The organism is Cereibacter sp. Soil_C_27, assembly GCF_057657095.1.
The window spans coordinates 27,679-45,655 of sequence record NZ_JBDGJD010000007.1; the positions used below are offsets into that span (position 1 = coordinate 27,679).

Annotated in this window: 14 protein-coding genes; 7 read left to right on the top strand and 7 right to left on the bottom strand. The window is 66.1% G+C overall.

All coding sequences use genetic code 11. The features are described from left to right. Positions 1 to 10: 10 nt before the first annotated feature. Together AC3A5Z_RS20910 and AC3A5Z_RS20915 are read left to right on the top strand one after the other, a co-directional pair. On the top strand, positions 11 to 739 hold the full coding sequence (locus tag AC3A5Z_RS20910; RefSeq protein ID WP_487521209.1) for an SDR family oxidoreductase: 729 nt from the start codon (positions 11 to 13) through the stop codon (positions 737 to 739). A gap of 16 nt (positions 740 to 755) precedes the next feature. Continuing rightward, a complete protein-coding gene (locus tag AC3A5Z_RS20915; protein WP_487521210.1) occupies positions 756 to 2,366 on the top strand; it encodes an FGGY-family carbohydrate kinase in 1,611 nt (536 codons plus the stop codon). A gap of 176 nt (positions 2,367 to 2,542) precedes the next feature. Here the strand turns inward: AC3A5Z_RS20915 and AC3A5Z_RS20920 are convergent, their stop codons facing one another. The 6 genes from AC3A5Z_RS20920 to AC3A5Z_RS20945 all read right to left on the bottom strand — a co-directional run bounded on the left by AC3A5Z_RS20920 (position 2,543) and on the right by AC3A5Z_RS20945 (position 8,512). Further along, positions 2,543 to 2,791, bottom strand: coding sequence for a hypothetical protein (locus AC3A5Z_RS20920; protein WP_487521308.1), 249 nt, complete (start codon positions 2,789 to 2,791; stop codon positions 2,543 to 2,545). Further along, positions 2,692 to 3,009 carry a transposase gene (locus tag AC3A5Z_RS20925; RefSeq protein WP_487521211.1) on the bottom strand — a complete coding sequence of 106 codons (318 nt, stop codon included), beginning with the start codon at positions 3,007 to 3,009 and terminating at the stop codon, positions 2,692 to 2,694. Before AC3A5Z_RS20925 ends, AC3A5Z_RS20920 begins: the two co-directional genes overlap by 100 nt. 314 nt (positions 3,010 to 3,323) lie before the next feature. Next, the gene (locus AC3A5Z_RS20930) at positions 3,324 to 5,162 is read right to left on the bottom strand and encodes a GtrA family protein (RefSeq protein WP_487521212.1); all 1,839 of its coding nucleotides are present in this window, start codon (positions 5,160 to 5,162) and stop codon (positions 3,324 to 3,326) included. Positions 5,163 to 5,169: 7 nt separating this feature from the next. Beyond that, on the bottom strand, positions 5,170 to 5,898 hold the full coding sequence (locus AC3A5Z_RS20935) for a class I SAM-dependent methyltransferase (RefSeq protein WP_487521213.1): 729 nt from the start codon (positions 5,896 to 5,898) through the stop codon (positions 5,170 to 5,172). Further along, positions 5,898 to 6,848 carry a glycosyltransferase family 2 protein gene (locus AC3A5Z_RS20940; RefSeq protein WP_487521214.1) on the bottom strand — a complete coding sequence of 317 codons (951 nt, stop codon included), beginning with the start codon at positions 6,846 to 6,848 and terminating at the stop codon, positions 5,898 to 5,900. The genes AC3A5Z_RS20935 and AC3A5Z_RS20940 overlap by 1 nt, the downstream gene beginning before the upstream one ends. Positions 6,849 to 6,988: 140 nt before the next feature. Further along, on the bottom strand, positions 6,989 to 8,512 hold the full coding sequence (locus AC3A5Z_RS20945) for a hypothetical protein (RefSeq protein WP_487521215.1): 1,524 nt from the start codon (positions 8,510 to 8,512) through the stop codon (positions 6,989 to 6,991). 581 nt (positions 8,513 to 9,093) lie between these two features. Here AC3A5Z_RS20945 and AC3A5Z_RS20950 point away from each other — a divergent pair. The 5 genes from AC3A5Z_RS20950 (at position 9,094) to AC3A5Z_RS20970 (ending at position 16,582) form a co-directional block, all read left to right on the top strand. Continuing rightward, positions 9,094 to 10,104 carry a TAXI family TRAP transporter solute-binding subunit gene (locus tag AC3A5Z_RS20950; protein ID WP_487521216.1) on the top strand — a complete coding sequence of 337 codons (1,011 nt, stop codon included), beginning with the start codon at positions 9,094 to 9,096 and terminating at the stop codon, positions 10,102 to 10,104. Positions 10,105 to 10,192: 88 nt separating this feature from the next. Next, complete coding sequence (locus AC3A5Z_RS20955) at positions 10,193 to 12,247, top strand: TRAP transporter permease (protein ID WP_487521217.1); 2,055 nt, start codon at positions 10,193 to 10,195, stop codon at positions 12,245 to 12,247. Positions 12,248 to 12,563: 316 nt separating this feature from the next. Beyond that, positions 12,564 to 15,143, top strand: coding sequence for a haloacid dehalogenase-like hydrolase (locus AC3A5Z_RS20960; protein WP_487521218.1), 2,580 nt, complete (start codon positions 12,564 to 12,566; stop codon positions 15,141 to 15,143). After that, positions 15,140 to 16,171, top strand: a complete 1,032-nt coding sequence (locus tag AC3A5Z_RS20965; protein WP_487521219.1) for a UbiA family prenyltransferase — start codon at positions 15,140 to 15,142, stop codon at positions 16,169 to 16,171. Before AC3A5Z_RS20960 ends, AC3A5Z_RS20965 begins: the two co-directional genes overlap by 4 nt. A 3-nt stretch (positions 16,172 to 16,174) precedes the next feature. Next, a complete protein-coding gene (locus AC3A5Z_RS20970) occupies positions 16,175 to 16,582 on the top strand; it encodes a GtrA family protein (protein WP_487521220.1) in 408 nt (135 codons plus the stop codon). A gap of 100 nt (positions 16,583 to 16,682) precedes the next feature. Here AC3A5Z_RS20970 and repC read toward each other — a convergent pair whose 3' ends face one another. Further along, positions 16,683 to 17,828 (bottom strand): plasmid replication protein RepC, encoded by a 1,146-nt coding sequence (repC, locus tag AC3A5Z_RS20975; RefSeq protein WP_487521221.1) that lies wholly within the window; start codon positions 17,826 to 17,828, stop codon positions 16,683 to 16,685. Positions 17,829 to 17,977: the final 149 nt, after the last annotated feature.

A 17,977-nucleotide genomic window follows, 5' to 3' on the forward strand; every position in this document is an offset into this window, starting at 1 on the left:
GAGGACTGATATGGCACAGAATCTGAACGGAAAGACGGCCGCCATCACGGGGGCGGCCTCGGGGATTGGCCTTGAATGCGCCCGCCACCTAGTGGCGGCAGGCGTGACTACATTTCTCGTGGACCGCGATGCCGCGGCGCTTGACCGCGTCGTCAGCGGGATCGGGCCCGGAGCGATCCCGCTGGTGGTGGATCTGCTGGATGCCGAAAGCCTGCGCGGAATGCTGCCTGCGATCCTCGAACTGAGCGATGGGCTTGACATCTTTCACGCTAATGCCGGCGCCTATGTCGGCGGTGCGGTTGCGGAGGGCGATCCGGATGTCTGGGACCGGGTGCTGAACCTGAACATCAACGCGGCCTTCCGATCGGTTCATGCGGTGCTCGGCCATATGATCGACCGGGGCAGAGGCGACATTCTCGTGACCTCGTCGGTGGCGGGCGTGGTGCCGGTAACTTGGGAGCCCATCTATACGGCGTCGAAATTTGCGGTGCAGGCCTTCGTCCACACCCTGCGCCGACAGGTGATGGCGCAGGGGCTGCGGGTGGGGGCGGTGCTGCCGGGCCCAGTGGTCACGCCGCTGATCGACGACTGGCCGAAGGCGAAGCTCGACGAGGCGCTGGCAAGCGGCAGCCTGATGCAGCCGGTGGAGGTGGCGGAAGCGGTCATGTTCATGCTGAGCCGCGATCCGGGCGTGACGATCCGGGATCTGGTGATCCTTCCCCGAAATCTGGATCTGTGAGGTGCCGGACATGGCCATGAGCTATTACGTGGGCGTTGATGTCGGCACCGGCAGCGCGCGTGCCGGCATCTTCGACCGCCGCGGGCAACTTGTTGCTGTAGCCAGCCATCCGCTGCAGACTTGGCGCCCCGCGCCGCATCATGTCGAGCAATCCAGCGATGACATCTGGGCCGCGGTCTGCAGGTCCGTTCGCAAAGCCGTGGCCGAGTCGGGGATCGCCGCGGAAGACGTGCGCGGGATTGGCTTCGACGCGACCTGCTCCCTGGTTCTGATCGACGCCGAGGGCGCGCCGCTTGCGGTCAACGCCGAGGGCGTGCATGTGCGCAATGTCATCGTCTGGATGGACCACCGCGCGACGCCGCAAGCGGAGCGCATCAACGCCACAGCACACCCGGTGCTTGACTATGTCGGCGGCCGCATCTCCCCGGAGATGGAGACGCCCAAGATCCTGTGGCTGAAGGAGGTCTTGCCCGAAACCTATCACGCCGCAGGACATTTCTTCGACCTGACCGATTTCCTTACCTGGAAGGCAACCGGCAGTCTCTGGCGATCCACCTGCACGGTAAGCTGCAAATGGACCTATCTGGCGCATGGGAGGGGCTGGGATGCCTCCTATTTCCGAACCGTGGGCCTAGGAGATCTCGCGGATCAGGGCTTTTCCCGGATCGGAACGACGGTCCGCCCGCCCGGCACGGTCATTCCCGGCGGCTTGCAGCGGGCAGCGGCGGCCGATTTGGGACTTCCGCCCGGCGCCACGGTCGCAATGGGGCTCATTGATGCCCATGCCGGGGCCCTGGGCACCTTGGGTGCTGAGGGGCTGCAGGGAGACCTTACCCAGCGTCTGTCCTACGTGTTCGGAACCTCTGCCTGCACGCTGAACATCACCACCGAGCCGAGCTTTGTCCCCGGGGTCTGGGGGCCCTATTTTTCCGCCTTGGCACCGGAGTTCTGGTTGAACGAAGGCGGTCAATCGGCGGCAGGGGCGGCCATCGATCACCTTGTGCAGCTGCACCCCCGCGCTGGCCAGGCGGGCGCTGCGGCCAAGGCCGAAGGTCTCACCCTGACTGCCTGGCTAAACGGCCGGGCGGAGGCGGCGCTGGCGGATCAGCCTCTTTCGGCACTGCTGAAGACCCTGCATGTAGTCCCAGAGTTCCTCGGCAATCGTGCGCCCTTCGCCGATCCTGAGTCGAGAGCCGTCATCGCCGGGCTGGGTCTTGAGGAAGACGAGGCCAGTCTCATCAGATTATACTTAGCGGGTCTCTGCGCCATTGGCTATGGGCTGCGGCAGATCATCGATGCGCTGGCAGTAGGGGGGGCGGACCTGAAGACGGTCGTGATTAGCGGCGGAGCGGGGCGCAGCAGACTGGTGCGAAAACTGCTGGCCGATGCGGCCGACAAACCCGTCGGAGTTTGCGTCACGCACGAGCCAGTTCTGCTTGGAGCCGCGATGACGGCAGCCGTGGCAGTAGGGGACTGCACGGATCTAGCTGCCGCCATGTCGTCTATGTCTTGCGCCGAGGAGACAGCCGAGCCAGACCCCACCACCCGCAGCCTGCACAGTTCCCGCTTTGATGCATTCCAGAAGCTGCAGGCCGTTGCCCGCGAAGTCCGCTGCCTCTCCGGCTGAGGGGCACCGTCCATGTGTGATAGCCCCGGTTTTAGCGGGCTGTCGCCTCAGCCAAATTCATAACGCACCCGGGCCTCGCCTTTCGAGATGCAGTCGACCTCGGGTTCGTGCAGGGCGTAGATCTTGCCGCTGCCCTTCGGCTGCTGGTGCAGGAAAACCAATGGTATGGGAGTCGTTCAGGGCGAGCTCATCACCCTCGCGGAAGTCGACAGGTTTCGTCGCCACCATGTTCCGAACTCGGTTAGAGGGAAGATCACCCGCTTGCCCCCAAAGGCGCGCAAGACCGACGCGATCCGCTCCGCCGAGGCCCCGGCTTCCAGACGGATCACCAACGCGCCTGTGACGATCTCCGGTCGGGCCAGGCCACCAACATCGGCGCGCGCCGCATCCTCAGTGGGGCCGAGCAACAGCGCCGCAAACTCCATCGGATCCTCCGGCGCCGGCAGCACCAGCCGCCCTTTGCGCGCCAGTGTCCGCAAGAGGAGATATGGTTCGCAGGCACACCGTGCTGCCGCGCAACCGCGTTCACCCACACGCCCGGCGTCAGCGTCTCCGCTACAATCCGCGCCTTCTCCTCATTCGGCCACTTCCGGTTCCGACGGCCGCGGCCGCCACCCGGGAGAAGCTTTAATGCAGGCTCCATGGAGAAACTCCGTCCCAACAATCATCACAGTCCAAGTGAACCGATCAGAATGTCGCGCGGAAGGTGGGAGACAAAGAACGCTTACATGATCGCCTGGCATCGCAACACGGGTCGCTGGTGAGCAGCCGCACCGTGCAGCGGCTGGTTAGTTCTTCAGATCAATAGGCTTAAACATAGGTATGCGTGTATAATGTGCGTGTTAATTCCATTATGAGCACCACTGGAGCTGCTTCGCTCGGCCTCTATCAGGTCCGATAAGTAGCGCTTATCGCGGATGATGCATCGTGTGCGAAGCGGCCTGCGCGGCGGCGGCTTCAGCGGGTGATTGGTTCACGCTGCCGACGCCAGAGTTCGAAGCGCCCGGCTTCTCCGGCGGGGAGATAGCGAGATAGAATCTGCTGCCAGCGCGGATCGCCCCCCATGTAACGATACCATGAGAAATCCGGGCTGCGGAAATACCCGGGCCGCCGGTCGATCACCAGGAGATCGGGCCTGGCCTGCGCGATGTCGTCGAGCAGCGCCTCGCGAGTGTGATCGGCAATGGTGTGGAGGCGGCTGCAGAGGTCCGGCAGGGCAGAACAGTCCGTCGTGGCCAGACCGTCGAAGGCGCCGGGAAGGGGCCAGACAGCGGGGAAGCGGCTGATCCATTCGGCTCCTAGGGCTATCGCAACCGGCGGTCCCGCATGGACATAGGTCGAGAGCACCGCGAGACGCTCAACCTTCCCGCCGGAGGCAGCGGAGCCGACAATGCCGGTCACAGCCCCGTTGGCATAAAATCCACGCGGCAGGTTGTTGATAGAGATCATGGCCAGCAGCACCAGGACGGTCAGCCGGGTAGCGAGCGGCATCCCCCTGGCGCTCAGGGCCCAGAAGCAGGCAACTAGGATGAAACTCAGGAAGGGGATGAGGTGATAGCCAAAGCCGGTGCCCTGCCACAGGAAGCAGCCGAGCCCGGCCAGCGCCAGCATACAGAAGAGGGCGGGACCGGGTTCGCTCCGACGGGGCAGAACGGTCAGGGCGACAAGACCGAGGAACAGAGCAGGCAGCGCCGCCTGAGCCCAAATGATGCTCAGGCCCGCGCCATAGGCACTGTAGGTAAGGCGCGCCATGGGCACGATCTCGGCAAAATAGGCGGGGTGAACCACGGTGACGAAGCCGACATAGCTGATGCCCACAATCAGCATCGTCAGGTTGGAGATCGACAGGACCGGCCGGAGCGAGCGCGTTGTGGCGACCTCGCGCAGGGTGACAGCCAGTGGAAACAGCACGAAGAAGGGTTTGAGGCAGATCGCCATGCCCGCGACCAGCGCCTGCATCAGCTCGGCCTGACGCGATTGCGGCACGAGCCGCCCCAGAAGCCAAGGCATCAACAGGATGACAAGGATATGTTCGCGCTGCGCCAGATTGTTGAGGGCGGGCAGCACGAGAGCGGCCATCAGACCAGCCAGCAGCACAAGGCGGCGCAGCGCAGACAACCCGAGCCGCAGCAGCAGGGTGCCGCACCAGCTCACACTGACGAACAGGCTCAGCGCCAGAACGACATATTGCGCATTGGTGTCGCTCAGCCCGGTCGCATCCGCCAGCCCGATCACCGGGAGGGTGAAGTAGAAATTTAGCGGTGGATTGACCTCGATGATGTCGCGGTAGAGCGTGGCCCCTGAGAGCCACTCGCGGGTGGCGATCAGATACCAGGCCGTGTCGTGATTGATCATCCGGCCCCAGCTTGCAGCTAGGAAGATGGCCGACAGCCCGGCAGAGAGCAGAAGGCCGCTCCAGTCTGCCCCCCGGCGCCCATCGAAGACCCAGAAGCGCAAGAGCAGATAAGATACGACGGGCACCGTCACCGCAACCAGCGCCATGGCGACAGGAAAGCCCCAGCCAAGGCCTATGTCCACCAGCCAGACCACGCCGCTGCTCGTCACCAGCCCAATCAGAGCCGCCGCCACAAAGTGCGGGACCTGTGCGGCCCGCATGTCGACGCCGAAGGTGAAGCGGGCGTGGCCGACATAAGAGATGGCCAACGCCGCGCAAAACCCCGCGAGATTGGCCAAAAGGTCGGACAACTGTAGTGTGCTGCGAAAAATCAGCGCGATACCGACATGTGCAAAGGTGGCGGACCCGCCTACGACGGCGAAGCGGAGGATGCGCGCCATGTCTGGATCAAGTCCGCTCGAGCACAGCGGCAAGCGAGAGTCCGATCGGAAGTCGGATCCGACCCAGAAGATGCCGCTCTGTCCGAAAGATGCGCTTGAGAGCTGCATTCATGGTGTGCGAAGGCAACGTGTCATCGGGTGCGGCACTACCTGTCAGCATCTTGAGACCCCGCAGCGCAAGGGCTAGGGGAAAGAGGAAGAAGTTGAAATAGCTTGCGTAGCACACCCGCAAACCCGCCGCTTGCGCCGCGGACCCCAGAGAGGCGCGCGTGTAACGGCGGAAGTGATGGTGGGTTTCGTCATGCCGTGACCACAGAAGCGGAAACGCCGGGACCGTAACGAGGATGCGCCCGCCGGGAGCGAGGCGCCGGGACAGCGCTGCGAGAGAGGCGACATCCGCTTCGACATGTTCCAGCACGTCGAACAGAGCAATAAGATCATAAAGATGGCCCTCCAGAGGAACTTCTCCGGGCAAGGAGCCGGGATGGACAATCAGCCCGGATCGACTGGAGGCTGCCCTACGCGCGTCATCGTCATACTCGAAGGCATCAACCTGTCCGAACCGGCTTAGCATTCCCAGATTTCCACCGCTGCCGCAGCCGGCTTCAAGGATGCGCGCAGCCTGTCCGGCGGGCAGGAGGCGGCTGACAAGAGAAGCGAGGATGTCGCGGCGTCCGACAAACCACCAATGCTGCATCTCGAGGTCCGACATCCGGTCGTAGACGGCGCGATCCATCAGAGAGGCCCTGCGGGGCGGTGGGATCTTACTACATAGTGGGGCCGCTGGCGCACCTCGGTATAGATGCGGCCGATATACTCGCCGATGATTCCGAGCGCGAACATGTTCAGTCCACCAAAGGTCAGGATTAGGATCACGGTCGAGGCATAGCCGGGAAGATCGACGCCGAAGAGCGAGGTCCGGGCGAAGATATAGGCCGAATAGGCGAGCGAGAGCACCGCCATCAGCAGCCCGACCCATGTCCATATCCGCAGGGGCGCGGTGGAGGAGGCGAAGATGCCGTCGAGTGCCAGCTTGAGCAGCTTCCAGTAGGACCAGCGGCTTTCTCCGGCCTCGCGCGCCGGACGGTCGTAGCTGATTTCCTCCGTCTCGAAGCCCACCCAGCTGAAGAGCGCCTTGTTGAATCGCGAGCGCTCGCCAAGCTGGCAGACGGTTTCCACCACTTCGCGATCGAGCAGGCGGAAGTCGCCTACCCCGCGCGGGATCGGATACTCCGCCATCATGTTGAAGACGCGGTAAAAGGCGGTGGCGCTGGTGCGTTTCATCCAGCTGTCCGCGTGCCGCGCCGCGCGGCGCGCATTGACCACGCGCGCGCCCGCCATCCAGCAGGCGATCATCCGGGGGATCACCTCGGGAGGGTCCTGCAGATCGACGTCAAGCGGGATAACGGCGTCACCCCGGGCGTGCCGCAGCCCGGCAAGCAGGGCCGCCTCCTTGCCGAAATTGCGCGAGAGGCTGACCAGCGCGATGTCGTGCCGGGCTGCCGCGGCCTGCTCGATGACGCGCCGCGTCGCATCACGGCTGCCGTCATCGACGAACAGGATTTCGAAGCCGATGTTGGGGCTGATGGCGCCGAGGGCCAGATCGACCCGCTCGAGGAAGGCCGCGATGCAGTCCTGCTCATTATAGACCGGAACGACGAGGCTGACGAGGCGAGGCCTGTTCACCGGCCTGCCGTCTTCGATACGGACGATACTCGCCAATTTGTTCACAACCACGCCTCCCTCGGACCTATCTTTGCCTGAGTGGGCAGGACTGACGTGGCAACTTTAAGGAAAGACTGCGGCATGGCTCGAAAACCCCGCCGCTATGGGCAGTTGGAGCACTCCGCCGCGCTGTCTATGCGGTAAAGGGTGAAGCGGCCCTCGCGCGCGAGCGGATCGAGATTTCCGAGTCTGTCCAGATGCTGCGGTGCCTCGTCGAGCAACAGGACATGGGTGAACTTTGCGGGCCAATCCTCGAGGTAGCGGAAGAACCCGTTGCGCAGGTCCGGACGGTCAAGCAGCAGCCGGCGCTCGTCCACTGCAAAGCCGGAAGGCTCGCTTGACGCGAGCCAAGGGCGTTTCACCTCGAAGGAATGGGTGCCTTGAAACAGCGTCGGCACGAAGGCATCGCGCTGCATGACGGCATGGGCCTCCACATGCCACAATCTCCGATCCTGCTCTTCGCCTTCTCGGCGAACCGGCAACAGCCGACTGCCGCGCGGAAGCTGCGTCAGGAGGGTCGACAGCTGGGCAACCTCGCCACTGTAATCCCGGGCGAACCGCTCGAAGGCCGCACCGCGCAGGGCCAGCAGGCAGGCCGCGATCAGGCAAAGCCGTATGGCGCCGCCGCGGCTCAGGCCCTGCCAGGCGGTGCCGGCCAGAAGCGCTGCCACCAGAAGTGGCGCCAGACGGATATGGACCAGCGCCACCCCGCTCAGCCAGGTCGGGGCAAGAAGCGTCGCCACCGCCAGTGCGATGACCGGCCCGCGCATCGCCGGAGCCAGAGTCAGGCGCGGCCCCGTGCGGCGCGCCAGCGTCAGGAAGCAGCCGAAAAGAAAGACGATCACGAGGAACCCGCTCAGCCTCAAAGCGAGATCATTGGGGACACCCCACCCCTGGACGACAGCCATCAACGCTTCGAGGCGCCGGATGGGGTGGCCGAGTTCGGTCCGGGTGCCGAGAGCCGAAGGGGGGCCCGTGATGATAGCGTGCAGCAACCAGATCAGTGGCAGGAGAAAGGGGACGGCGAGGAGACCGGCGCGGCCAAAGGCTCGGGCGCGCGCGTCTGAGGCTGACAGCACATTCTGCACCTCGCGTCCGAAGGCGGCGACGGCCAGCGCGGTGAAGGCGAAGAAATGCATCAGATAAAGCGCGGCCGCGACGGGAACCAGCACCGCGCAGCGCCAGAGCACGGGCCACCGCTCGGTCCCGAGGTAGAGCGCCAGCCCGGCGACCGCAAAGGGCATGGCCAGGACGTAGTTCTCGAAACCCCAGAAGAAGGAGGCGTTGAACACTGCAAACCCCGCCGCCGCAGGCCAGATGCTCCAGCGCCCCTGCACCACACGGCCTAGAAGCAGCGTGGTCCCGATCATTGCGGCAGCCTGAAACGCGAGGAGGATCTGCGAAAATCGTGCGGCCTCGCCGGAGTGGCCTAGCAACTGCCAGAGCAGATCGACCGAGGCATTCGGGACCAGCGCGGTGGTGGCGCGGTAGTAGAAGGAGAGCGGCCCGTCCGGATCCGCGGCGATAACATGGCGCGCGAGGTGGTTCGGCAGGTCGATGAGCGGCAGATGCTGTGGCATCAGGATCGGCAAGACGGTGCAGGCGACCGCCACCAGAAACGCCACCAGCGGATAGGCCCATGACGCGCGGTCAGGTCTGTCGGCCGCATCGAGCGCAGACGTCCGTTCGCCGGGTCGTATTGCTTGCATCTTGCCCCCAGCTCAGTATCCCGGATGCCTTGTGCGTCAGGAGTAGGTGTTGAGTCAAAGCTTGCAAGCCCCTTGTTGTGGACCTGATCCAACAGGGCGTCTCCTCGGGGTGCGCAAGCCGTGAAGGGCCACGCTGTCAGCCCCCTCCGCAAACAGGTCGCGCTGCAAGAGCTTTCGTTCCGACCGTGTGGGCTTCGCCCAGTGTGTCAGGATAGAGCAGGGATACTACAAGCTAATTGGGCCCTGGCACGGCCTGACACTACGACCGAAAGATTTGTGACGTTCAGAACGCTTCCCGCCATCGCACCCGATAACGCTCAGGCCCTTATCATGTATCGAACGAAAGCAGTCCCGCTCTCGCCTCTACTGTTCACTAACAATCCAAACCGCTCCCCCGCCCAGAAATTGTTCATTTGAGAATGGACCAGCGGCGGGGGGTTTCGTAACAGTGGGGCGGGCCGTTGCGGGCCGGAATGCATCCAACTCGGGAGACAGAAATGAAAATGATATCCGTCAAGAGCCTCATGGGGGCGGCGCTGGCCGTCGGCCTGTGTGCCCAGGCCTCTGTCGCGCAGGACATGCAGTTCTTCCGCATCGGCACCGGCGGCACGGCGGGCACCTACTATCCGATCGGCGGGCTGATCGCCAACGCCATCTCCAACCCGCCGGGCTCGCGCGCCTGCGAGGAAGGCGGCTCCTGCGGCGTGCCCGGGCTCGTGGCCACCGCCGTCGCCTCGAACGGCTCGGTCGGCAACGTCAACGCCATCAACGGCGGCGCGATGGAAGCGGGCTTCAGCCAGTCCGACGTCGCCTTCTGGGCGCAGTCGGGCACCGGCCTCTGGGAAGGCCAGCCCGCGGTCGACAAGCTGCGGCTGATCGCCAACCTCTATCCCGAGAGCATCCACCTCGTCGCCCGCAAGGACGCCGGCATCGCCTCGGTCGCCGATCTCAAGGGCAAGCGCGTCTCGCTCGACGAGCCGGGCTCGGGCACGCTGGTCGATGCGCGCATCATCCTCGAGGCCTTCGGCATGAGCGAGAGCGACATCACCCCCGAATACCTCAAGCCCGACCAGGCCGCCGACCGCATGCGCGACAACGCCATGGACGCCTTCTTCTTCGTCGGCGGCTTCCCGGCCGGCGCCATCGCCGAGCTGGCCAGCCAGCAGGATGTGGTCCTCGTGCCGATCTCGGGCGCCGAGGTCGACAAGCTGCGCGATACCTACACCTTCTTTGCCACCGACACGGTTCCCGCCGGCACCTACACCGGGCAGGAGGGCGATGTCTCGACGATCTCCGTCGGGGCGCAGCTCGTGACCAGCGCCGACCAGCCCGACGAGCTGATCTACGGCATCGTCAAGGCGCTCTACAACGACACCACGCAGAAGCTGTTCGCCGCGGGCCATGCCAAGGGCAAGGCGATCACGCTCGACAGCGCGACGCAGGGCGCGGGCATCCCGTTCCACCCGGGCGCCGAGAAGTTCTACAAGGAAGCCGGCAAGCTCCAGTGAGCTGACCCTTCCCCGATCCTGCAGGACGCGGCCGGTTTTCCGGTCGCGTCCTTGCCTTTGACATGACACCTCTCTGTGGGAACGCCCGATGGCCGATACCGAACGACAGCTATCCGAAGAAGACCTGCGCAGGCTCGAGGAGGAATTCGACCCCGAGGCCCGCTTCCGCACGGTGACACGGCCGGTGGCGCTGCTCTGCGGCGCGGTGCTGTTCCTGCTGTCGGCCTATCACTTCTACACCGCCGGCTTCGGCATCCCGCGCGCCACCACCCATCGCGGGCTGCACATGGGCGCCTCGCTCTTCCTGATCTTCCTCAGCTTCGCGGCCTTCGCGCGCGACCGGCACAAGACCACGGGGTTTGCGATCCTCGGCATTCCGGTGCTCGACTGGGCCTTCGCCATCGCCGGGGCCACAGCCGCCTTCTACGTTCCCTGGATCTACGACCAGCTCGCCTTCCGCGTCGGCAATCCGCTGACCATCGACATCGTCATGGGCACGCTGCTGCTCGTCGTCCTGCTCGAGGCGGTGCGCCGCTCGATGGGCTGGCCGCTGCCGGTGATCGCGCTGATCTTCGTGGCCTATGCCTATTTCGGCCGCTCCATGCCCGGCATCCTCGTGCATCCGGGCGCCGACTGGCCCAACATCATCAACCACCTCTACCTGACCTCGCAGGGCATCTACGGCACCGCGCTGGGGGTGATCGCGACCTATGTCTTCCACTTCGTGCTCTTCGGCGTCATGGCGCAGAAGATCGGTCTCGGCCAGCTGTTCATCGACCTCGCGACCGCGCTCACCGGGCGCTTCTCGGGCGGTCCGGCCAAGGTCTCGGTGCTCTCCTCGGCCATGCTGGGCACGATCTCGGGTTCGTCGATCGCCAATGCGGTGACCACGGGCGCGCTGACCATCCCCGCGATGATCCGCATCGGCTTCCAGCGGCATTTCGCGGCCGCGGTCGAGGCGGCCTCCTCCACCGGCGGCCAGATCACCCCGCCCGTCATGGGGGCCGTGGCCTTCCTGATGGTCGAATATCTGGGCATCCCGCTGCGCACCATCCTGATCGCCGCCATCGTCCCCGCCTTCATGCATTTCTTCGGCGTGCTGGTGCAGGTGCATCTCGAGGCCAAGCGTCTCGGCATCCGCGGCCTGCGCAAGGAGGAACTGCCGAATGCCGTGAAGGTGCTGCGCGAGGGCTGGCTCTCGGTCATCCCGCTGATCCTGCTGGTCTGGATGCTGATGTCGGGCCGCACGCCCTTCCTTTCGGCCTTCTGGGCGATCTCGGCCTGCATGGTGGTCTATCTGATCCAGCGCATCATGGCCTCGGGCATGGTCGACGGGCTGAAGGAGACCCTCACCGGCATCGTCGAGGGCTTCATCGCCGGGGCGCGGCAGTCCCTGTCGGTGACAGTGGCGGCGGCTCTGGTGGGCGTGGTCATCGGCATCGTCACCCTGACCGGCGTCGGCTTCAAGATCGCGTTCATGGTGACCTCGGTCGCGCAGGATTGGGCCACCGGCACCTATGCCGTCCTCGGCGTGCTGCCGTTCGAGCTCTTCACCGTGCAGACGCTGACCCTGCTCTTCACCCTCATCATGACCGCCGTCGTCTGCGTGCTGATGGGCTGCGGCGTGCCGACGACGGCGAATTACATCATCATGGTCGCCGTCGCCGCCCCGGTTCTGGGGATGCTGAACGTCGAACCGCTGGTGGCGCATTTCTTCGTCTTCTACTTCGGGGTTCTGGCCGATGTGACACCGCCGGTGGCGCTCGCCGCCTATGCGGCGGCGGGCATCGCCGGGGCGAACGGCTTCAAGGCCGGGAACACCGCGTTCCGCCTGTCGATGGGCAAGGCGCTGGTGCCCTTCGTCTTCGTCTTCTCGCCCTCGCTGCTGATCGTGACCGAGGCCTTCACGCTGCCCGATTTCCTTCTGGCCTTCACCGGGGCCGTGCTCGGGATCGTGGCGCTGTCGGTGGCGATCACCAACTGGATGATCGGCCCGCTGCACTGGCTGGAGCGCACGCTGCTGCCGATCGCCGCCCTCATGTTGATCGCGCCCGAGCTGGTCTCGACCCTGATCGGCATGTCGATCCTCGCCGGGGTGACCGTCCGGCAGGTGATGGCGAACCGCGCCCCTGTGGCCACATAAGCCCCCTGCCCTGCCAAGGACCCGCGCGCGGGCCCTTGGCAACCGCCCCCCGGCGCTTTACGAGGCCGCGCGGGGCCCAGGCCCTTCCCTCACCGGGCAGACCCTCGGCGCCCTGCCGCGAAAATGCTCATTTTTTAGGCATCTCCCGGCGACGGGCCTCTTCCTCGCGACCCCCTTTCCCGGCAAAGACGCGGGGAAGGGCAAATTTCTTCATAGACTCATTAACAAATCGTGCGACCCTGTCGGCGTATTTTTCAAGCAGTCGGCTGCCGCGCCGGACCATTGGCGGGTGGCACAGGTTATTTAAGGTGATTGAATGGGACCAGCTTCTGCCCCGCCCCTTGCGCGCAGCCATGGCGCCGCGCCCTCCGGCGGTCTCCGTTACAGCCCCGCGGCCGCCCTCGACGGGCTCTCCACCGACATCATGCTGGTCGTCGACCTCGACGGCACGCTGCTGCGCTCGGACATGCTTTACGAAAGCTTCTGGTCGGCCTTCCGCCACGATGCCGCGACCCCCTTCCGCGCCGCCCGCGCCCTGACCGGCGGACGCGCCGCGCTGAAGCGGGTGCTGGCCGCCCGGGCGCAGATCGACGTGACCACCCTGCCCTACAACGAGGCCGTGGTGCAGGCCATCTCCGACTGGCGCGCCCGCGGCGGCCGCGCGGCCCTCGTCACCGCCAGCGACAGCGACCTGGCCCATTCCATCGCCGCCCATCTCGGCATCTTCGACGAGGTCTTCGGCTCCGACGGCGTCCGCAACCTGAAGGCGAGCGAGAAATCCGCCTTCCTGAACCAGCGTTTCGGTGCCGGGCGCTACGCCTACATGGGCGATTCCGCCGCCGACCTGAAGGTCTGGCCGCACACCGCCCGCGCCATCACCGTCAACGCGAGCCCCGCCACCCGCCGCAAGCTGCGCGATCTCGGCCTGCCGGTCTCCGACCTCAGCGACAGCGCCCCGGGCCCCCTGCCCTACCTCGCAACCCTGCGCCCCGCCCATTGGCTGCCGAGCCTCGCGGCCCTCCTGCCCCTGCTCGCCGCCGCCGCCGTCACCGGCCCGCTCCTCCTCCAGACGCTGCTCCTCACCCTCTGCCTCGCGCTCATCGCGACCGGCGCCGGCATCACCGGCGACCTCCTCGCCCTCGACCGCCAGCGCGCCGACCCGGCCCTCAGCCACCGCCCCTTCGCCTCGGGCCGCGTGCCGCTCCTGCACGGCGGCGGCCTCGCCCTTGCCCTCATCGCGGCTGGTCTCGTCCTGGCCACCACCCAAGGCGCCGCCCTGCCCGCGCTGGCCCTCCTCGGCCTCGCCGCCCTGCGCCTTCTCGCCCGGCCCGGCCCGCGCCCCACCGCCCTCCTCCGCGCGGCGGAATGGACGCTGCCCCTCGCCGCCGCGGCCCTTCTCCCCGGTGCCGCCCTCGGCCCCTGGCACCTCGCCTTCGGCTTCGCCCTCGCCCTCACCGCGGCCCTCTTCCCCCCCTCGCTCCTTCGCCTCAGCCTCCTCTGCGGCGGCATCCTCATGCTGCCCACCGTGCTCAACGGTGCGCCCTTCCTCTACTTCGACAGCGCCGCCTACATCTGGTATCCGCATCAGATCGCCCACGCCGCCCTGCGCCTCGTGACCGGCGGCAGCGGCGAGGTGATGGAGATCAGCGCCGGCCGCTCGCTTTACTACGGTCTCCCCACCTATCTCGCGACGAAGCTCACCCTCGGCTGGGCCCTGGTCTGGGCGCAGGCCACCACGCTCGGCTGGCTGATCGCGCTCAGCTGCCGCAGCTTCCTGCCCGCAGGCTGGCCCCGCGCCGCGATCCTCTCGTCCATCGTCCTCGCCGCCCTCACCCCCGCAGGCTTCTTCGTCGGCCTCCTCATGCCCGATATCTGGGCCGCGGCGCTGATCGTCGCGCTTGCGCTGCTCTTCGCCGCCCGCCCAGGCCTCTCCCGGGCCGAGCGGCGGGGCCTCTGGGCCGTCATCGCCTTCGCCGCCCTCGCCCATTCCAGCCACCTCGCCCTGCTCCTCTCGCTCACCGCCCTCCTCGCGGTGGTCCGCCTGCTGCCGCGCCTGCGCCCGCATCTGCCGGGCACCAGCCTCGCGGCGCTGGCCGGGGCGATCCTGCTCGCCATCGCCGGGCAGATCGTCGCCACCGGCCTCACCACCCGCGCCACCGGCACGGCGCCGCAGCCCCTGCCCCACTTCACCGCCCATCTCGTCGATCTCGGCCCCGGCAGCCGCCTCATCGCCGAAAGCTGCCCCGCCAGCGGCTACGCGCTCTGCGCCTATGCCGATCGGCTGCCGCTCGACTGGATCAGCTTCATGTTCCGCGACGATCCTGCGACCGGCGTCTTCCGCCCCGCGCCGCCCGAGGTGAAACGCGCGCTGGTGGCCGAACAGGGCCGCTTTCTAGGCGATGTGGTCGCGGCCTATCCGCTGGCCACGCTCGGCGGCCTCGCGCTCGACGGTCTGGCCCAGCTCGTCACCCTCTCGATCGAGGATGTTCCGAAGCGCCCCGAGCGCGCCGTCTTCCTCGCCGACAACTTCCCCCCGGATCTCGTTGCCCTCACCCAATCCTCGCTGCTCTACACCCATCCCGGGCTGCGGCATCTGGTGACGGCGCTGACCTATGCCGGCAGCACGGTGGCGCTCCTGGCTCTTCTGGCCTTCCTGCCGCAAAGCCCGCTGCCTGCGGCTCTGCGGCCTGCGTTGCCCCCTGCCCTTCTCACCTTCGCCGCGCTTCTCCTTCTGGGCATCGTGCTCAATGCGCTGATCTGCGGCATCCTCGCTTCACCCTATGGCCGTTTTCAGGCGCGCGTCGTCTGGCTTCTGCCCTTCGCGGCCCTGCTTTTCTGGTCGCTGCCCCGCCCCGTTTTTTCACAGAGATTTTCCCAGTGGAGACCCATTGCATGACCCAAGCCACCCTCGACGCCCCGACCGGAGCAGAGACCCGCAGCATTGCAGGCCTCGCCGATTACATCCGCATCGCCCGGCTCGACCATATGACGAAACATGTGTTCATCCTGCCCGGCATCGCCCTGGCCTTCCTGCTGCGCGGCAGCGCCGTCAGCGAGGGCGCGCTGGCCATTGCCTTCAACATTCTGGTGGGCTTTGTCGCCGCCGTTGCGGTGGCCGCGGCGAATTACGTTATAAATGAATGGCTTGACCGGGCTTTCGACCGTTTCCACCCGGAAAAGTCGCAGCGTGCCGCAGTGCAGCGTCAGATGTTCGGCAGCTATATCCTCCTGGAATATGTGCTGCTGCTGACGGTCGGCATGCTGCTCGCCTATTGGGTCAATGACACTGTCTTTGTCGCCTGCGGTCTGCTGGCGCTCTCCGGCATCACCTACAACGTCAACCCGATCCGCACCAAGGATCGCCCCTATCTCGACGTGCTGTCCGAATCGCTCAACAACCCGATCCGTCTCCTGATCGGCTGGGCGATGGTCGATGCCACCAGCCTACCGCCGATCTCGCTGATCTTCGCCTTCTGGTTCGGCGGGGCCTTCCTGATGAACTCCAAGCGTCTGGCCGAATACCGCGACATCGTCGCCAGCAACGGGCGCGAGACGCTGGGCCTCTACCGCCGCTCCTTCCGGCATTACACCGAGCCGCATCTCTCGGTCGCCAATCTGGTCTACGCCCTGCTCTGCTCGTTCTTCCTTGCGATCTTCCTCATCAAGTATCGCATCGAATACATCGTGCTCTTCCCCTGCGTGGTGCTGCTGTTCGCGGTCTATTACGCGCTGGCCCTGACGCCGGATTCGGTCGCACGCAAACCGGAAAAGCTTTACCGCGCCAAGCCGGTCATCCTCTCCGCCGTGCTCACCTCGGTGCTTTTCGTCATCGCCACCTTCGTCGATATCCCCTCGCTCGAGACGCTGGCCAGCCAGCATTTCATCGAGACCGGCGGGCGGCATTTCCTGCTCTGGCTGCCGTAAGCCTTGGCCCTCCTGACCCGAGCCCGCCCGCTGCTGCGCAAGCTCGGGCAATACGGCCTGACCGCCGGTGTCGCCGCGGTGGTGGACATCGGCGGGTTCGCCGCCCTGCTCCGCCTCGGCCTGCCGCTGGTGCCCGCAGCGATGCTGTCCTTCCTCGCGGCCAACGTGGTGAACTACCTGCTGAGCGCGCGCTACGTCTTCGGCGTGGCGCCCAGCCTCAGGCGCTATCCGGTGTTCCTGGCGGCGGCCGGTCTCGGCTTCATCGTCAACGTCTCGGTCACGGCGCTGGCGGCGCAGTCGCTGGGTCTGGTCCCCGTGGCGGCGAAGACCGCCGGAGTCGGAATCGCCTTCTTCGCCAACTTCGCGCTGAACGCGCTTTTCGTGTTCCGCGAAAGGCCTGACAAAGGCTGAACGCGGCGCGCGGTGGCTTAAGGATATCCTCAGGGATCGGCGCGAGACTGAAAGTTGACAGCTGTCAACTTTTCCCCCGCAGCCCAAAAGTTGACAGCTGTCAACAAACCCGCCGCCGCTCCTCGCCATTCAGCAAGGCCATCACCATCGACCCGGCCGAGAACCGCCCCTCCGCCGCCCGCTGGCTCAAACTCCTGAGATACCCGCCCGGATTCCGCACGATCCCGAACCGTTGCAAGATCCCCGCAACAGCCACTGCCGCCACCTCCGGCCCCATGATCCGCTGCGCTTCCGCCCAGGCCGAAGCGGTGATCCCCATCATCGGCGCCACTTTCCCCGCCACGCCCCAAAGGTCGCGCCAACTGCGGATCTCGCCGTAACTGCCGATCTCCGGACAGGCTTTCGTCACCAGCCCCAGCGGGATCGCGGGTGGCGTCTTGCCAGCTTCCTTGCCCGGTTCAAGATCTTCAGAGTCTTTCTTTGGCTTCGTATGGTGCCGGTCATTCTGGCTGTCACAGCCGCCCAATTCCGCCGTTTCCGGTACCGTCAGTCGCTGGATATCCTCAAGGATCTCCGCCAGCTCCTCGCGCAGCACCGCCAGCTCACCCCCGGCCAAGCGCCGCCGCAGCGCCTTGCGAAATGGCGTCAGCCGCTCCTCCAGCGCCTCGCAGCGCTCCGCCTGCGTCTGCCGCGCCCAGGCCAGCAGCTTCGCCGCGTCGCGCAGCATCAGGACCAGCGCCGCACGGGTCTGGTGCAGGGCCTGGGCTGCGGTCTCGGCTTCCTCTGCCTCGGCGGCGATCCGCGGGGCACGGACGAGGAGGGGGCGGAGGTCGAAGCCATAGGCGTGGTTCACCTGTCCCGCGCGATCGCGGGCGGCGTAACGCTTGCCGTTCGGGCTGTCGCGGCGGGCGATGATGCCGGCGGCGACCAGATTGGCCAGATGGCGGCGCAGCGTGCTTTCCGACATGCCATGCGCCCGTTCGGCCAGCGCCCCGTTGGAGGGGAAGACCACCAGCTGCGCGCCGTCGATGAGCTCGCGCCCGGGCAGGAAGCTGAGGAGGGCGTGGAGCACGGCGAGGTCACGGTCCTTCAACCCATAGGCGGCGCGGGCGCCGCGCAGGTCGTCGAAGACCGTCCATTTGTCGACCGAGGGCAGGGCGGCACGGGCCCGGGCCAGCGCCTGACCGGCGATCAGCCCAGCCGTCACCGGCTGCCGCCCGAAGGGCGTCAGGGAAATGTGATGCATTTTACGTTTCACGGGGCAAAACGGCATCGTCCACCGGGACACGGTGTTGACAGCGGTCAGTGCGAGGCGGTATCCTCAATTTGCGAGATCAAGAATGGGCCTCTCGGGATGTCATGTCCTGGGGGGCTTTTTCGTTCTGTCGGGTCGTG